Consider the following 15,488-nt stretch of genomic DNA (forward strand, 5'->3'; position numbering starts at 1 on the left):
ACCGGGAGATCCGCCGAGCCCGGCCGACTGACGCGCGCTCGTCCGGCCGTACGCGCCGGACGAGCGGTGTCACAGCCAGCCATTGCGCTTGAACCCCCGGTAGAGCGTGGAGCACACGATGGCGATCACGCCGACCGCCATGCCGTAACCGAACTTCCAGTGCAGCTCCGGCATGTAGTCGAAGTTCATGCCGTAGACCCCGCAGACCATGGTCGGCACCGCGATCAGCGCCGCCCATGCCGTGATCTTCCGCATGTCCTCGTTCTGCGCGACGCTGACCTGCGCGAGATGCGCCTGCAGAATCGAGTTGAGCAGTTCGTCGAACGCGGCTATCTGCTCGGCGGCCCGCAGCTGGTGGTCGGAGACGTCGCGGAAGTACGCCTGTATCTCCGGGTCGATCACCCTGATCGGCCGGGTGGCGAGATCCATGATGGGGCGGCCGAGCGGGACCACCGCCCGCTTCAGCTCAAGGAGTTCACGCTTGAGCTGGTAGATGCGCCCGGGGTCGGCCCGCGCGCCGTTCGCGGCGAACACATCCGTCTCGACCTGGTCGATGTCCTCCTGAACCGAGTCCGTGACGTTCAGATAGTCGTCCACCACATGGTCCGCGATCGCGTGCAGCACCGCGGCCGGGCCCTTGGCGAGCTGCTCGGGGCGGGCCTCCAGTTCCTCGCGCAGCGGTCCGAGCGAACCATGCCTGCCGTGCCGCACGGTGACCACGAAGTCCTGGCCGACGAACACCATGATCTCGCCGGTGTTCACCACCTCGCTGGTCGCGGTCAGTTCGGTGTGCTCGACGTAGCAGACCGTCTTGAACACCGCGAACAGTGTGTCGCCGTACCGCTCCAGTTTCGGGCGCTGATGGGCGTCCACCGCGTCCTCGACGGCCAGCGGGTGGAGGTCGAACAACTCGGCGATGCCCGCGAACTCCACCTCCGTCGGTTCGTGCAGCCCGAGCCAGACGAATCCGCCGTCGGCCTTGCGGATCCGCTGCACCGTCTCGACCAGATCGCGGCCGGCGGGGACCCTCGACCCCTCTTCGTACGCCACGCAGTTCACCACCGCGGTGCCCAGCGGAGACCGGGCGGGGTGACTGAGGTCGACACGGGCGCGCCGTCGAGTCAGCCGTGCCACCCTGCGGAGGCCGCCGACCTTGCTCAGGCCCGTGACCTTCCGCAGATTCCCTGCCATGGACATCTGGATCTCCTCGCGTGGATCTCCCCGCGCCGCACTCTGCGCCTTGCCGCGGCCAGTCTGCCAGGATGTTTTGACGGCCGGGAAAGCCTGTGGGAACGGAGTATTCCGTTCCGTATCCACTGTCTCTGCCGGTACTGACGAGGCGTCGACGGCCGTTGGTGGGCCGAGCGCGACGCGCTTGACATCGGGAGCGTCAACCATCATGGACAAGCGGGACAACTGGGATGATCGGCGCATGACGCGAACCGACGGGTATCTCCTCGACAACCGGCAGACCGAGGCGGGTCAGCGTTTCGACGCCCTCGCCGCTCTCTTCGACCCCACGACGTTCCGGCACATCGAACGGTTCGGCATCGGATCCGGCTGGCGCTGCTGGGAGGTCGGTGCGGGCGGCACGTCCGTGGTGTCCTGGCTCGCCAAGAAGGTCGGCCCCACCGGCAAGGTCGTCGCGACCGACGTCGACACCTCCTGGGCCACCTCGGCGTTCCGCCCTCCCGTCGAGCTGCGCGTCCATGACGTGGGCGTGGACGAGCCGCCGGGGGAGGGCTTCGACCTCGTGCACGCCCGGCTCGTCCTGGTCCATGTGGCGGACAGGGAGCGGGCGTTGTACTCGATGATCAGAGCGCTGCGGCCCGGCGGACGGCTCCTGGTCGAGGACGCCGACCCGGCGCTCCAGCCGCTGGCCTGCCCCGACGAGCGCGGCCCCGAACAGCAGTTGGCCAACCGGCTGCGCCACGGGTTCCGTGAGCTGCTCACCGAGCACGGCGCCGACCTCGCGTACGGGCGCCGGCTTCCGCGTCTGCTGCGCGAGGCCGGGCTGCGACAGGTCGAGGCCGACGCGTACTTCCCGATCACCTCGCCGGCCTGCGGCGCGCTGGAGTCCGCGACGATCCGTCAGGTCCGCGACCGGCTCGTCGCCGCGGGCCTCGCCACGGACCAGGACATCGACCGGCACCTCGCGAACGTGGCCACGGGCGGGATGGACCTGGCCACGGCACCGCTGATCTCGGCGTGGGGGCGCAAGGTGTAGCGGTGCGTGGTGAGGGTGCAGTGCACCGGCCGCAGTGCCCTGCAAGGGCGTAGTGCCCTGCGAGGGTCGAAGGGCTTGCGCCTCGCCGAGGCGGGCCTCGGACGCTCGCGCCTCCGCAGCCGGCCCGGAGCGGCCTGGGGTGGATCGGGGCGGTCCGGGAGGTCCGGGTCGGCTATCGAGGCGGATCGGAGTGGCCTGCGGGCCGGATCGGAGTGGCTCGCGGGCCCGGGAGGCCTACGCGTTCGTCGTCGGCCTCCCGCCCACCTGTTCCACCGCCCGTGCCCCGGCCCGGCACCCCTCCGCGGCGGCGTCATCCGGTCGGGTGCCCGCGAGGAGCGCGGCGAGGAAGGCTCCGGTGAAGGCGTCCCCGGCACCCGTGGTGTCGACCGGGGTCGCGGGCACCGCCGGAACCCGGGCCAGGACCTCCCCCGACCGGGCGACCAGGGCTCCGGCCCCGCCCTGCTTGACGACCACCAGCGGAACGTGGCGGCTCAACTTGGCCGCCGCGTCCGCCGGATCGGGCAGACCGGTCAGCAGACAGGCCTCGTCCCGGCTGGGCAGCAGGATGTCGACGCCCTCGGTGAGCGCGAGGAAGCGGTCCACCCCCAGCTCCGTGAGGAACCCCGCCGACGCCGGATCCACGCTCACCGGCACCCCACGCGCGCGTGCCGATTCCATCGCAACCGCCACCAGCGCGCGGCACGGCTCCGAGAAGAACAGATAGCCCGACAGATGCAGCCGGGCGACACCGTCGAGCAGTGACTCCGACCAGTCGCCGGGGGTGAGGCGCAGGGACGCGCCGCTGTCCGTGAGGAAGGTGCGCTCCGCCGAAGCACCCGTGTCCACCAGGCAGATCACCGTCCCGGTCGGCGCCTCGGGGTCGATGACCAGGAGGGGGCGTACCCCCGAAGTGGCCAGCTCGCGCTCGTGCCACGCGGCCGAGTCCATGCCCACCTTGCCGAGCAGCCGTACCTCCGTGCCGTCCCGGCGGGCCGCCCAGCACGCGACGTTGGCGCCCGCGCCGCCCGGCACGGTCCGGACGACGGCGGCCGTGTCGGTGCCGGACGCGAGCGGCCCACGGTGCCGGGCGACGACATCCGTGACGACGTCTCCGACGACCAGGAGAGCCCCGCCCGGAGTACCACCGGGAGCCCCGCCGGGAGTTCCGCCGGGGCCACTCGCCCCGGTCACGCGCCTGCCCAGGCCGTCGCGATCCGCCCCGCGAGCCGTACGTTGCCGCGTACCGCCGCCAGGTTGGCGCTCAGCGATGCCCCTTCGGTGTGGCGCACCAGATAGCCGAGGAGGAACGGTGTCACCGCCTGGCCGCTCACGCCCTCCGCCTCGCACGCGTTCAGCGCGTCGGCGAGCACGCGCGCGTGGAGCTCGGGATCGAGCTGCTCCGCCTCCGGTACCGGGTTGGCGACGATCAGCGCCGACTCGGGCCCGTCGAGCGCGTCCTGCGCGCGCATGACGGCCGCGACCTCGCCGGGCGACTCCAGGGTCCAGTCCACCGGGTGACCCGAGTCGGACAGATAGAAGCCGGGGAAGTTCGTCGTCCCGTATCCGGCGACCGCGACCCCCAGCGTCTCCAGCCGCTGCAGGGTCGCCGGCACATCCAGGATCGACTTCACCCCCGCGCACACCACCGTGATCCGGGTGCGGGCCAGGAGCCCCAGATCGGCGGACTCGTCCTGCGTCACCGTCCACTCCCGGTGTACGCCCCCGAGCCCGCCCGTCGCGAACACTCGTACGCCCGCCTGCGCGGCCAGCAGCGCGGTCGCGGACACCGTGGTCGCCCCGCTGACCCCCGCGGCGACCGCGAGCGGCAGATCGCGATGCCCGAGCTTGCGGATGCCGTCCTCGTTGGCGACCCGCTCCAGCTGCTCCTTGTCGAGACCCACGCGAGGCTGCCCGTCGAGCACGGTGATCGTCGCGGGAACGGCACCTTCCTGGCGTACGGCGTCCTCCAGCTCCAGCGCCACCTGGAGATTGCGCGGACGCGGCAGCCCGTGCGCGATGATCGTGGACTCCAGTGCCACCACGGGCCGCCCCGCGGCGAGCGCCTCCCGTACCTCTTCGGAAACCACCAGCACGCGCGTGCCTCCTGTCTGTCGGTTCTCCCCTCATCCCTGGCGGGCGACGCGCCCGGCCAAACCCTTGCGACCAGCACAACGGGGCAGCAGCCTGAGGCCATGACGGACAACTCGACACGTCTCGACCATGTCGTCCTCTGGGTACGCGACCCCGTGGCCTCGGCCGACTTCTACGAGAAGGCGCTGGGCCTTGAGCCCATCAGGGTCACCGAGTTCGCCGCGGGAAAGGTGGCCTTCCCCTCCGTGCGCCTCAACGAGGAGACCATCTTCGACCTCGCGCCCCTGACGATGGCTCCCCGCATGGACGTCGTCCCCGACGCGGCCGCCAGTGCGGGCCACCCGGTCAACCACGTATGCCTGTCCCTCCCGGGGGAGGACTTCGACGCGCTCCGCGCCCGCCTGGAGGAGCGGGCCGTCCCCCTCTCGGACTTCACCCACGACGCGTACGGCGCCCGCGGGAAGGCCAAGCGGAGCTTCTACTTCCGCGACCCGGACGGGAACGTCTTCGAAGCGCGCCACTACGAGTAGCTCCCAGGCCTGGGAGCAGCGCTCAGAACGGGAAAAGGGGTGTCCACGCGCGCGTGGACACCCCCTTTTCCCTTCGGGGCTCAGACAGACCTCGCCCCGTTCAGTGCCCCGTGCGGATCGAGGACGTACTTGCGGCTGGCGCCCTGATCGAACTCGGCGTAGCCGCGTGGAGCGTCCTCCAGACCGATCACCGTCGCGTTGACGGCCTTGGCGATGTGCACGCGCTCGTGAAGGATCGCCTTCATCAGCCCCCGGTGGTACTGCATCACCGGACACTGCCCGGTCGTGAAGCGGTGGCTCTTCGCCCACCCCAGACCGAGCCGCACCTTCAGCGTCCCGGTCCGCGCGTCCTGGTCGATCCCACCGGGGTCGTCCGTGACGTACAGGCCCGGAATGCCGAGCGCGCCACCCGCGCGCGTGATGCCCATCAGCGAGTTGAGGACCGTGGCGGGTGCCTCCGGCGCGTCGGGACCGTGCGCCCGCGCCTCGAAGCCGACCGCGTCGACGGCCACGTCCACCTCCGGCTCACCCAGGAGCTGGTCGATCTGCTCGCCCACCTCGCCCTGGCTGACGTCGACCGTCTCGCAGCCGAAACTCCTGGCCTGCGCGAGACGTTCGGCGTTCAGGTCGCCGACGATGACGACGGCGGCGCCCAGCAGCTGCGCCGACGCCGCGGCCGCGAGACCGACCGGCCCCGCCCCGGCGACGTACACCGTTGAACCGACCCCGGCGCCCGCGGTCACCGCGCCGTGGAAGCCGGTCGGGAAGATGTCCGACAGCATGGTCAGATCGAGGAGCTTCTCGCGCGCCTGGTCCCGGTCCGGGAACCGCAGCAGGTTGAAGTCCGCGTACGGGACCATGGCGTACTCCGCCTGGCCGCCGACCCAGCCGCCCATGTCGACATAGCCGTAGGCCGCCCCGGGGCGGGCCGGGTTGACGTTCAGACAGATGCCGGTCTTGCGTTCCTTGCAGTTGCGGCACCGCCCGCATGCGATGTTGAACGGCACCGAGACGATGTCCCCGACCTCGACGAACTCGACGTCCGGGCCTCGCTCCACGACCTCCCCGGTGATCTCGTGCCCGAGGACGAGCCCCTCGGGCGCTGTCGTCCGGCCGCGCACCATGTGCTGGTCGCTGCCGCAGATGTTGCTGGCGAGCACCTTGAGAATGACTCCGTGCCGGCACTTGCGGCCGATGTTCGCGGATGCCACCCCTGGCCCGTCCTGCAGTTCGAGCGTCGGGTAGTCGATGGTCCTGACTTCCACCGCGCCCGGCTTGAGATACGCGACTGCCCTGTTCCCGCTCATACGTGATCGCCGTCCCTTCGGCCCCGTGACTTCGGATGCCAGTGGCTGTGCGCATGGCGGAGTCTGCTACCGCCTCACCGTTCCGGCCAGCCTTCGCGCGGGTCTCCGTGGGGACGTCACGAAGTGGCGGGCCGGCCCCGGGTGAACAGCGCCAGGGCGCCGAGCGGCAGCAGCAGACAGGCGGCGACGAGATTCAGCCAGCCGTAGCTCGCCTGGGCGACGACGAGGCCGGCCGCCGCGCCGCCGAGACCCGCCGCGGTGTTCATGGTCAGGTCGGACAGGCCCTGTGCGGCGGCGCGGGCGGGCTGCGGAACGGAGTCCGTCAGGAGCGCGGAGCCGGAGACGAGACCGGCCGACCAGCCGAGACCCAGCAGGAAGAGCCCGGCGGCGGTCTGTGTGTGACTGCTGCCGGCGGTGCCCGCGAGCAGCGCCGCACAGGCCAGCAGCCCCACGGCGAGACCGATCACCGCCAGCCGCCCGAACCGGTCGGACAACCGGCCCATGACGGGCGAGAACGCGAACATGCCCGCGATGTGGATGCTGATGACCAGCCCGATCAGATCGATGCTCGCGCCGTGGTGACCGAGATCGACCGGTGTCATCGACATGACCGACACCATCGCCGTGTGCGAGACCGCCACGGTCACCAGGGCCAGCCGGGCCCGCGGCGAGGCCCGGACGGCGGCCGCCCCCGCCCGTATGGAACGCGCGGCGGGGGACTGCTCCTCGAGCGGCGCCAGCGCACGCGCGGTGAGCAGCGGGTCGGGCCGCAGCAGCACCGCGATCAGGAGCGCCGCCATGAGGAAGACCCCGGCCGCCCAGAGGAAGGGGCCGGCCGCCTCCGGTATGCCGAGCCCGGAGACGCTGCGACCGGCGGGCGCGGCGATGTTGGGGCCGAGGACCGCGCCGATCGTCGTGGCCCACACGACGTTGGAGATGGCGCGTGCCCGCCGCTCCGGCTCGGCCAGGTCCGCTGCCGCGAAGCGCGCCTGCAGATTCGCGGACGAGGCCGCGCCGAACGCCGCCATGCCGAGCAGCAGCAGCGGAAAGTTGTCCATCGCCGCGGCGACCACGACGATTCCGGCGCCCAACGCTCCGATGAGGTAGGCCAGCACGAGCCCCGGCCGGCGGCCGCGCGCGGTCATCAGTGCGGCGAGCGGCACGGAGAGCACGGCCGTCCCCGTGACCGTCGCGGTGGGCGCCAGTCCGGCCAGCGACTCGGTGCCGGCGACCTCCTGGGCCAGTACGACCGCGAGCGCGATACCCGTGGCCACACCCAGCCCGCCGAGGATCTGGCCGACGACGAGAACGGCGGCCGTCCGGCGCCGCAGTGCCGGCAGCGCCTCCGCGTCGACAGGCCCGCCGACCGGCCGCTCGACGGCGGTCACCGACACCGTCCCGCGGCACTACAACTCAGCGCGCCTACCCTGCCCGCAGCCGCGAACCGCACCGTTTCGGACACATCCCCGCGCGTGATCGATGTGGTCACCGGCGCATCCTCCCCCTGGTCCTGACCTCAGAACAACGGCTCCGGCAGCACTCCTTCCAGCGCCAGCAGCTTCCGCTTGGTCTCCAGGCCGCCCCCGAACCCGCCGATCCCGCCGTCACTCTCCACCACCCGGTGGCACGGCACGACGACCGGCAGCGGATTGGCGCCCATGGCCATGCCCACCGCCTGAGCGGCCCCCGGCTGGCCGACCCGCCGGGCCAGGTCGCCGTACCCCACCACAGAGCCGTACCGAACGCCGGACGCCAGCTCGCGCAGCACCTGGCGGTTGAACCCGGAGATCAGGGACCAGTCCAGCGGCAGGTCGAAGTCCTTGCGCTCGCCCGCGAAGTACGCCGAGATCTGACGTATCGCCTCGGCCAGGAGCGGGGACTGAGGTGCCTCGACGGGCTCGGTGCCGAACCTGGAGGCGAGCCGGTCGAGTGCCTTGTCGCGCACCGCGTCCGTGGCGTGGAAACCGACGCTGACCAGGCCTTCGCCGGTCGCGGCCAGCAGCAGCGGACCGATGTCGCTGTCGACGACGGCCCACACCACTCGCTGCTCGTTCTGCCCATGGCTGTCCATGCGCTCCACGGTACGGCGCACCACTGACAACGCCGGTGGCACGGACGCGTGCGAGCGTCCGTGCCACCGGCGAGAGCTTGTGAAGGCGGGCTCAGCCCTCGTTCAGCGCCTCCTGCACCACGTCCGGCTTGTTCGTGATGATGCCGTCCACGCCGAAGCCCGCGACGCGCCGTGCGTCCGCCGCGGTGTCGACGGTCCAGGTGGAGATCTCCAGCGGCTTGCGGTGCGGTCCTTCGAGCGCGTGGATCGCGGTGACGTAGCCGAGGGAGATCGTCGTGTGCGACGAGTTGATCTGGTCGGCGAACTGCGCGTACGCGGGCAACTCCGCGACCGACGGCGTACCCAGGAAGCCCGTCTTGATGTCGGGCCGCAGCGCGTGCACGGTCCTAAGGCTGTCCGCGCTGAAACTCTGTACGACCAGCTTGCTCCGAACGTGGGCCGGACCCAGCCAGCCCTCGTTGCCGAGGACCTTGAGGGTCTCCCGCTCGATGCCCGGGTAGAGAGCGGGATTCTTGATCTCCAGGACGAGCTTCTGGTGATTCCGTGAAACCCGGTTCATGTACTGCTTCAGGGTCGGTACGTGCGCGCCCGCGTACCGCGGGCTGAACCAGCTGCCCGCGTCCAGCTGCGCGATCTCCGCGGCGGTGAAGTCCTTGACCTTCCACGGGGCCCGCCCGGGGAAGACCTCCTCGACGTTGGTCGTGCGGTTCAGGCTGTCGTCGTGGATCACCACGAGCTGGCCGTCCTTGGTGCGCTGGACGTCGTTCTCGACCCAGCGGAATCCCAGGTCGTCGGCCTTGTCGATGGCGGCCAGGGTGTTCTCGGGGGCGTAGGCCGAGGCGCCTCGGTGGGCGATGACCTGAGTCCGGTCGGTGTCCGGTGCGGCGTGGGCGGTGGGTGCGGGGAGAACAACGACAGCGGCTCCCAGGAGCGCGGTGGTCGTGGCGGCGGCAGCGCGCGCGTACATGCGTACTCCTTGCGTCTGTGTTCACGGACCGTCCTAGAGTGACAGCAGAGGGTCAACAGTAGGGGGGTGCAGGATGGCCACAGATTGAATGGAGTTGCCCATGTCCGATCACGCTTGCCGCACAAGTGCGGCAAGGTCGTGATTCTTTGCCGGAAAATCGTTCGAGCGTTCCGGGGCGAGTCATACTCTCTGCGTCAACCCTGACCGCCGTGGCGGTCCTGGGACGGGGGCATCTCACGAATTTCCGGGACTCATCAGGGCGGAAGGGCAACCGCGCATGCAGGGCACGGTCGACGGATTCAGCTACGGACTCGTCACGCCGCTGGTGGCGTACCTGATGGCCTGCCTCGGTGGAGCGCTGGGTCTGCGCTGCACCACGAGATCGATGCTCGTCACCCGCTCCTGGCGACCAGGCTGGCTCGCCCTCGGTTCGGCGGCGATCGGTTCCGGCATCTGGACCATGCACTTCATCGCGATGATGGGCTTCTCCGTCCAGGAGACACCGGTCCGCTACGACAAACTGACGACGTTCGCGAGCCTCGGCGTCGCGATCGTCATGGTCGGCATCGGGATCTTCATCGTCGGCTACAAGGGAGCCTCCGGAACCGCCCTGTTCACCGGGGGCACCATCACAGGTCTCGGCATCGCCTCGATGCACTACCTGGGCATGGCCGGAATGCGACTCAACGGAAAGCTCGAGTACAACACCTTCACCGTTTCCGCCTCGGTCGTCATAGCCGTCGTCGCCGCGATCGCGGCCCTGTGGGCGGCGGGTCAGGTCCGCGGCTTCATGTGGAGCGTGGGCGCGAGCCTGGTCATGGGTCTCGCCGTCAGCGGTATGCACTACACCGGCATGGCCGCCCTCAACGTCCATCTGCACAGCGCCACCAGCACCCCGTCCGGGGACTCGCCCGCGACCCTGCTGGCCCCCCTGATGGTCGGCCCCCTGGCCTTCCTGCTGCTGGCCGGTGTCGTCGTGATGTTCGACCCGCTGATGGTCATGGGCAAGCCCGACTGGAGCCCCGCCGAGCAGAAGCCCGGCATCCCGGCCCACACCGTCCGCCACACCGGCCGCCGGTCCGTGCCGGGCCAGCGCCGGAGCTCCAGGCGCCCCGGTTCCCGCACCCCGCAGAACTGGTGACGCGACCCCGTTGTCAGTGCGGGGTCGTACGGTGGAACCCATGCGGCCCGTATCAAAGATCGAACGCACGGTGGCGCCCTTCGAGGTCGTCAGCCCCTACCAGCCCAGCGGCGACCAGCCCGCTGCCATCGCCGACCTCGAGCGGCGTATCCGCGCAGGTGAGAAGGACGTGGTCCTTCTCGGCGCGACCGGCACCGGCAAGTCCGCCACCACCGCGTGGATGATCGAGAAGCTCCAGCGCCCCACTCTCGTGATGGCGCCGAACAAGACGCTGGCCGCCCAGCTGGCCAACGAGTTCCGCGAGCTGCTGCCGAACAACGCCGTCGAGTACTTCGTCTCGTACTACGACTACTACCAGCCCGAGGCGTACGTCCCGCAGTCGGACACCTACATCGAGAAGGACTCCTCGGTCAACGAGGAGGTGGAGCGCCTGCGCCACTCCGCGACCAACTCGCTGCTCACCCGCCGGGACGTCGTCGTGGTCGCCTCGGTCTCCTGCATCTACGGCCTGGGCACGCCGCAGGAGTACGTGGACCGCATGGTCAACCTCAAGATCGGCGACGAGATCGACCGGGACGACCTCCTGCGCCGCTTCGTCGACATCCAGTACACGCGCAACGACCTGGCGTTCACCCGCGGCACCTTCCGCGTCCGCGGCGACACCATCGAGATCTTCCCGGTCTACGAAGAGCTGGCCGTCCGCATCGAGATGTTCGGCGACGAGATCGAGGCCCTCTCCACACTGCACCCGCTCACCGGCGAGATCATCAGCGACGACCAGCAGCTGTACGTCTTCCCGGCCTCCCACTACGTCGCGGGGCCCGAGCGCCTGGAGCGCGCCGCCAACGACATCGAGAAGGAACTGGGCGAGCGTCTCTCGGAGCTGGAGAAGCAGGGCAAGCTCCTGGAGGCCCAGCGGCTGCGGATGCGCACGACGTACGACCTCGAAATGCTCCGCCAGATCGGCTCCTGCTCGGGCGTCGAGAACTACTCGATGCACTTCGACGGCCGCGAGCCCGGCTCCCCGCCGAACACGCTGATCGACTACTTCCCGGACGACTTCCTGCTCGTCATCGACGAGTCGCACGTCACGGTCCCGCAGATCGGCGCGATGTACGAGGGCGACGCCTCCCGCAAGCGCACCCTCGTCGACCACGGCTTCCGGCTGCCGTCCGCCCTGGACAACCGCCCCCTGAAGTGGGAGGAGTTCCAGGAGCGCATCGGCCAGGCCGTCTACCTGTCGGCGACACCGGGCAAGTACGAGCTCTCGCGCGGCGACGGCTTCGTCGAGCAGATCATCCGCCCCACCGGCCTCATCGACCCCGAGGTCGTCGTCAAGCCCACCGAGGGCCAGATCGACGACCTGGTGCACGAGATCCGCAAGCGCACCGAGAAGGACGAGCGCGTCCTGGTCACCACCCTCACCAAGAAGATGGCCGAGGACCTCACCGACTACTTCCTCGAACTGGGCATCCAGGTCCGCTATCTGCACAGCGACGTCGACACCCTGCGCCGCGTCGAGCTGCTGCGCGAGCTGCGGGCCGGCGAGTTCGACGTCCTCGTCGGCATCAACCTCCTCAGGGAGGGCCTCGACCTGCCCGAGGTCTCCCTGGTGTCGATCCTCGACGCCGACAAGGAGGGCTTCCTGCGCTCCGGCACCTCCCTGATCCAGACCATCGGCCGCGCCGCCCGAAACGTGTCCGGTCAGGTCCACATGTACGCCGACAAGATCACCCCGGCGATGGAGAAGGCCATCGAGGAGACCAACCGCCGCCGGGAGAAGCAGGTCGCGTACAACACGGAGCGGGGCATCGACCCGCAGCCCCTCCGCAAGAAGATCAACGACATCGTGGCGCAGATCGCCCGCGAGGACGTCGACACGGAACAGCTGCTCGGCTCGGGCTACCGCAAGTCGTCGGACGGCAAGGGCGCCAAGGCCCCCGTGCCCGCGCTCGGCGGGAAGGCGGCCAAGGGAGCCAAGTCCGCCAAGGGCAAGGCCAAGGACACCGTCCCGACCGACCGGCCCGCGGCGGAACTCGCCGAGCAGATCGAGGAGATGACGCAGCGGATGCGCGCCGCCGCCGCGAACCTGCAGTTCGAGATCGCCGCCAGGTTGCGTGACGAGGTCTCTGAGATGAAGAAGGAACTGCGACAGATGAAGGAAGCCGGCATCGCCTGACACCCGGAGTGGCGCGCTGTGTTGCAAGACCGACACAAAGTGTGCACCAGGGTTCGGCGCTGTCAGTGGCTCTGCGTAGGGTTGCTGGTCAACCGCAGGACTCTGCGGCAACAGGGGACAGTTCGAGAGGGGAACAGCGCGTGACGGTCAACATGACCAAGGGTCAGGCCATCAGTCTGCAGAAGAACGACGGAGGCACGCTGACCGCGGTCCGCATGGGGCTCGGCTGGCAGGCCGCCCCGCGACGTGGCCTGTTCGGCTCTCGCACCCGTGAGATCGACCTTGACGCGTCCGCCGTGCTGTTCGCGGACAAGCAGCCGGTCGACGTGGTGTTCTTCCGCCACCTCGTCAGCGACGACGGCTCCGTGCGCCACACCGGTGACAACCTCGTCGGCGGCGTGGGCCAGGGCGGCGACGACGAGGCGATCCTCGTCGACCTCGCGCGCATCCCGGTCCACATCGACCAGATCGTCTTCACCGTGAACTCGTTCACGGGCCAGACCTTCCAGGAGGTGCAGGACGCGTTCTGCCGCCTGGTCGACGAGACCAACGGCCAGGAGCTGGCCCGCTACACCCTGGCCGGCGGCGGCCAGTACACGGCGCAGATCATGGCGAAGGTCCACCGCGCGGGCACGGGCTGGCAGATGACCGCTCTCGGCACGCCGGCCAACGGCCGCACCTTCCAGGACCTGATGCCGGCGATCCTGCCGCACCTGTAGGCAACCCGGCACCCGGCGCACGAGCACATAGGGGGAACGAAGGCGATGACGGCTGAGCTGGTCCGGGGGCAGAACCACCCGCTGCCCCAGGCCCGACTTGAGATCCGGGTGTCGGCCGGAAAACCGATCGTGGCCGGGGCCACGCTCAGCGACGAACAGGGCACGGTGCACGGTGTCGAGTGGGTGGCCCATCCGGGCTCACCCACTCTGCCCGGCCTGGAGGTCTCCAAGCAGGCGGCGGCCGACCACCGCCTCGCGTGCGACCTGGACGCCCTGCCCGAGTCCGTGCACCGGGTCAGCGTGCTGCTCGCGCTGCCCTCCGGAGGCAGCGGGCCCGTCAGGTTCGGCTCCGTCGCCGCGCCCTTCATCGCGGTCACCGGACTCGACGGCTCCGAGGTCGCCAGCTACACGATCACGGGGCTGGACGCGGAGTCGGCCGTCGTCGCACTCGAGCTCTACCGCAGGCAGGGCGCCTGGAAGGTCCGAGCCGTGGGCCAGGGATACGCGGGCGGCCTCGCCGAACTCCTCGCCGACCAGGGCCTGCCCGAGGCCCGCCAGCTCGCGGGCAGCATCAACGAAGCGGTCGCCCAGGGCCTCGCCCGTTCGGTGGCAGCGCCCCCGCCGCGCACATCGGAGGGCGACCGCTCGCGGCACGCGGCGACCCCGGCGCTCGGCCAGAACCAGGGCGGAGCCACGCCCCAGGGCGCCCCCGGCCACGTATCACCGCAGCACGGACACCCGGGCGGGCAGGGACACACGGCGTCCGGCGCTCCCGGGCACGCGACACCGCAGGGCGGCCACCCCGTAGGGCCCGGGCAGCCGGACCCGTCCGCCGTCACGCAGCCCGCCGGTCCCGGAGCCGGCGGACCCGTCAACTACAGCCACCCGGGGCGGCAGGCCGCCGCGCCTCCGCCGCCCCCGCCGACAGCGCCCCCGGCCCGGCCGGGACAGCCCGCGCAGCCCGTCGCGGGCGACGCGACCGGCTGGTCCATGGAGGAACGCCTGTACAACCAGGTGTGGGGCATGTTCGAGGACCTGGCCCGCGCCACGGCCGCGTACCGCAGCGCGGTCGACTTCGCCGAGTCGCGGATGGAGCAGGAGCTCGACAAGGTCCTGTCCGACCCGCGCAGCCGCATCGGCGGACAGGGCGACGCGGCGCGTGAGGCAGCCCGCGCCAAGCATTCCCAGCTGATCGACCGGGCCAGGGAGGCACTCGACCGCGATCTCGCCCAGCTCACCGCCGAGGCAGAGGTCGTCGAGCCCGCGCTGCCGCCCGCCTTCGCGCGCTGGGACAACCCTGTCTGGCAGGGCTACCGGGTCCCGATGGAGATCCCCATGGCCCTGCGCCTGGGCGACCTCCATCTGCCCGAGAGCGCGGGCCTGAGCATTCCGATGCTGGTGCGGCTGCCGCTGGAGCGCGGTCTGTGGATAGACAGCGGACGCGCCGGATCCTTCGACGGTTCGATCGCAGATTCCGACGACCTGCGCCGCCTCGGCATGGACACGGCGGTGGCGATCGCGGCCCGGCTGCTCGCCGTCTACCCGGCGGGCGAGTACACACTGCATGTCATCGACCCGGCGGGCTCCGGTGCCTCGTCCCTCGCGCCTCTCGTGCAGACCGGTGTGCTCAACGGCCCGCCTGCCGCCGGTGCCGCCGGGGTGACCGACGTTCTGGCCCGGCTCACGCAGCGCGTCGATCTCGTACAGATGGCGATCCGCGGCGGCGCGGCCGACTCCCTGCCGCCCGGCCTCGACACGGCCGAGCAACTGCTGATCGTCAACGACTTCCCGCACGGTTTCGACGACCGTGCCGTGACCCAGCTGCGCTATCTCGCGGACGAGGGCCCGGCCGTCGGCGTCCATCTCATGCTGGTCGCCGACCGGGAGGACGCCACCGCCTACGGGCCGCTGCTCGACCCGCTGTGGCGCTCGCTGCTCCGGCTCACGCCCACGCCCGACGACCACCTCGCCGACCCATGGGTCGGGCACGCGTGGACCTACGACCCCTCGCGCGTCCCCCCGGGCAGCCAGGTGCTCCAGCACGTCCTCACCCAGGTCGCGGCGGCCCGTCGCTCCTGGAACCGCTGAGGCCCCGCGCACCCTTTACCAAGAGTTCTTCAAGTCGCCTGACCAGCACTTTTGGTTCTTCTTTTACCAATCTCTTTACCTTTCCTTGGTGATTGGGGTACTGTCGTCCGTGCGGAGGGGAGTACTCCCTACCTACTGCGGCGTACCCGTCAATACGGATCTGGTTCA

The 15,488-nt window shown here is 70.5% G+C and carries 13 protein-coding genes; 6 read left to right on the plus strand and 7 right to left on the minus strand.

The window, feature by feature from the left end; all coding sequences use genetic code 11:
• Positions 1 to 69: 69 nt before the first annotated feature.
• On the minus strand, positions 70 to 1,197 hold the full coding sequence (locus tag JEQ17_RS34850) for a magnesium and cobalt transport protein CorA (protein ID WP_200398960.1): 1,128 nt from the start codon (positions 1,195 to 1,197) through the stop codon (positions 70 to 72).
• A gap of 235 nt (positions 1,198 to 1,432) precedes the next feature.
• Between JEQ17_RS34850 and JEQ17_RS34855 the strand changes: the two genes are divergently transcribed.
• Positions 1,433 to 2,227, plus strand: coding sequence for a methyltransferase (locus JEQ17_RS34855; protein ID WP_200398961.1), 795 nt, complete (start codon positions 1,433 to 1,435; stop codon positions 2,225 to 2,227).
• A gap of 234 nt (positions 2,228 to 2,461) precedes the next feature.
• Here JEQ17_RS34855 and JEQ17_RS34860 read toward each other — a convergent pair whose 3' ends face one another.
• Together JEQ17_RS34860 and JEQ17_RS34865 are read right to left on the minus strand one after the other, a co-directional pair.
• Positions 2,462 to 3,418 carry a carbohydrate kinase family protein gene (locus JEQ17_RS34860; RefSeq protein ID WP_200398962.1) on the minus strand — a complete coding sequence of 319 codons (957 nt, stop codon included), beginning with the start codon at positions 3,416 to 3,418 and terminating at the stop codon, positions 2,462 to 2,464.
• Entirely contained in the window at positions 3,415 to 4,320 is a 906-nt protein-coding gene (locus tag JEQ17_RS34865) for a pseudouridine-5'-phosphate glycosidase (RefSeq protein WP_200398963.1), read from the minus strand. Before JEQ17_RS34865 ends, JEQ17_RS34860 begins: the two co-directional genes overlap by 4 nt.
• A gap of 99 nt (positions 4,321 to 4,419) precedes the next feature.
• On the opposite strand from JEQ17_RS34865, the gene JEQ17_RS34870 reads away from it, so the two are divergent.
• Positions 4,420 to 4,848 carry a VOC family protein gene (locus tag JEQ17_RS34870; protein ID WP_200398964.1) on the plus strand — a complete coding sequence of 143 codons (429 nt, stop codon included), beginning with the start codon at positions 4,420 to 4,422 and terminating at the stop codon, positions 4,846 to 4,848.
• Between the two features lie 80 nt (positions 4,849 to 4,928).
• On the opposite strand, the gene fdhA is transcribed toward JEQ17_RS34870, so the two are convergent.
• From fdhA to JEQ17_RS34890, 4 genes are all read right to left on the minus strand, one after another.
• Positions 4,929 to 6,155, minus strand: a complete 1,227-nt coding sequence (gene fdhA, locus JEQ17_RS34875) for a formaldehyde dehydrogenase, glutathione-independent (RefSeq protein WP_200398965.1) — start codon at positions 6,153 to 6,155, stop codon at positions 4,929 to 4,931.
• Between the two features lie 116 nt (positions 6,156 to 6,271).
• Entirely contained in the window at positions 6,272 to 7,543 is a 1,272-nt protein-coding gene (locus tag JEQ17_RS34880; RefSeq protein ID WP_200398966.1) for an MFS transporter, read from the minus strand.
• 128 nt (positions 7,544 to 7,671) lie between these two features.
• Complete coding sequence (locus JEQ17_RS34885; protein ID WP_200398967.1) at positions 7,672 to 8,226, minus strand: methylated-DNA--[protein]-cysteine S-methyltransferase; 555 nt, start codon at positions 8,224 to 8,226, stop codon at positions 7,672 to 7,674.
• A gap of 91 nt (positions 8,227 to 8,317) precedes the next feature.
• Complete coding sequence (locus JEQ17_RS34890; RefSeq protein ID WP_200398968.1) at positions 8,318 to 9,193, minus strand: glycerophosphodiester phosphodiesterase; 876 nt, start codon at positions 9,191 to 9,193, stop codon at positions 8,318 to 8,320.
• Positions 9,194 to 9,470: 277 nt separating this feature from the next.
• On the opposite strand from JEQ17_RS34890, the gene JEQ17_RS34895 reads away from it, so the two are divergent.
• The 4 genes from JEQ17_RS34895 to JEQ17_RS34910 all read left to right on the plus strand — a co-directional run bounded on the left by JEQ17_RS34895 (position 9,471) and on the right by JEQ17_RS34910 (position 15,320).
• Complete coding sequence (locus tag JEQ17_RS34895) at positions 9,471 to 10,334, plus strand: MHYT domain-containing protein (protein ID WP_200398969.1); 864 nt, start codon at positions 9,471 to 9,473, stop codon at positions 10,332 to 10,334.
• A gap of 40 nt (positions 10,335 to 10,374) precedes the next feature.
• Positions 10,375 to 12,513 carry an excinuclease ABC subunit UvrB gene (gene uvrB / locus JEQ17_RS34900; RefSeq protein ID WP_200398970.1) on the plus strand — a complete coding sequence of 713 codons (2,139 nt, stop codon included), beginning with the start codon at positions 10,375 to 10,377 and terminating at the stop codon, positions 12,511 to 12,513.
• 140 nt (positions 12,514 to 12,653) lie between these two features.
• Positions 12,654 to 13,232, plus strand: a complete 579-nt coding sequence (locus JEQ17_RS34905) for a TerD family protein (RefSeq protein ID WP_151478427.1) — start codon at positions 12,654 to 12,656, stop codon at positions 13,230 to 13,232.
• Between the two features lie 45 nt (positions 13,233 to 13,277).
• On the plus strand, positions 13,278 to 15,320 hold the full coding sequence (locus tag JEQ17_RS34910; protein WP_200398971.1) for a TerD family protein: 2,043 nt from the start codon (positions 13,278 to 13,280) through the stop codon (positions 15,318 to 15,320).
• Positions 15,321 to 15,488 lie beyond the last annotated feature (168 nt).

Origin of the sequence: Streptomyces liliifuscus, from assembly GCF_016598615.1 — a bacterium.
GTDB classification, from domain to species: Bacteria; Actinomycetota; Actinomycetes; order Streptomycetales; family Streptomycetaceae; genus Streptomyces; species Streptomyces liliifuscus.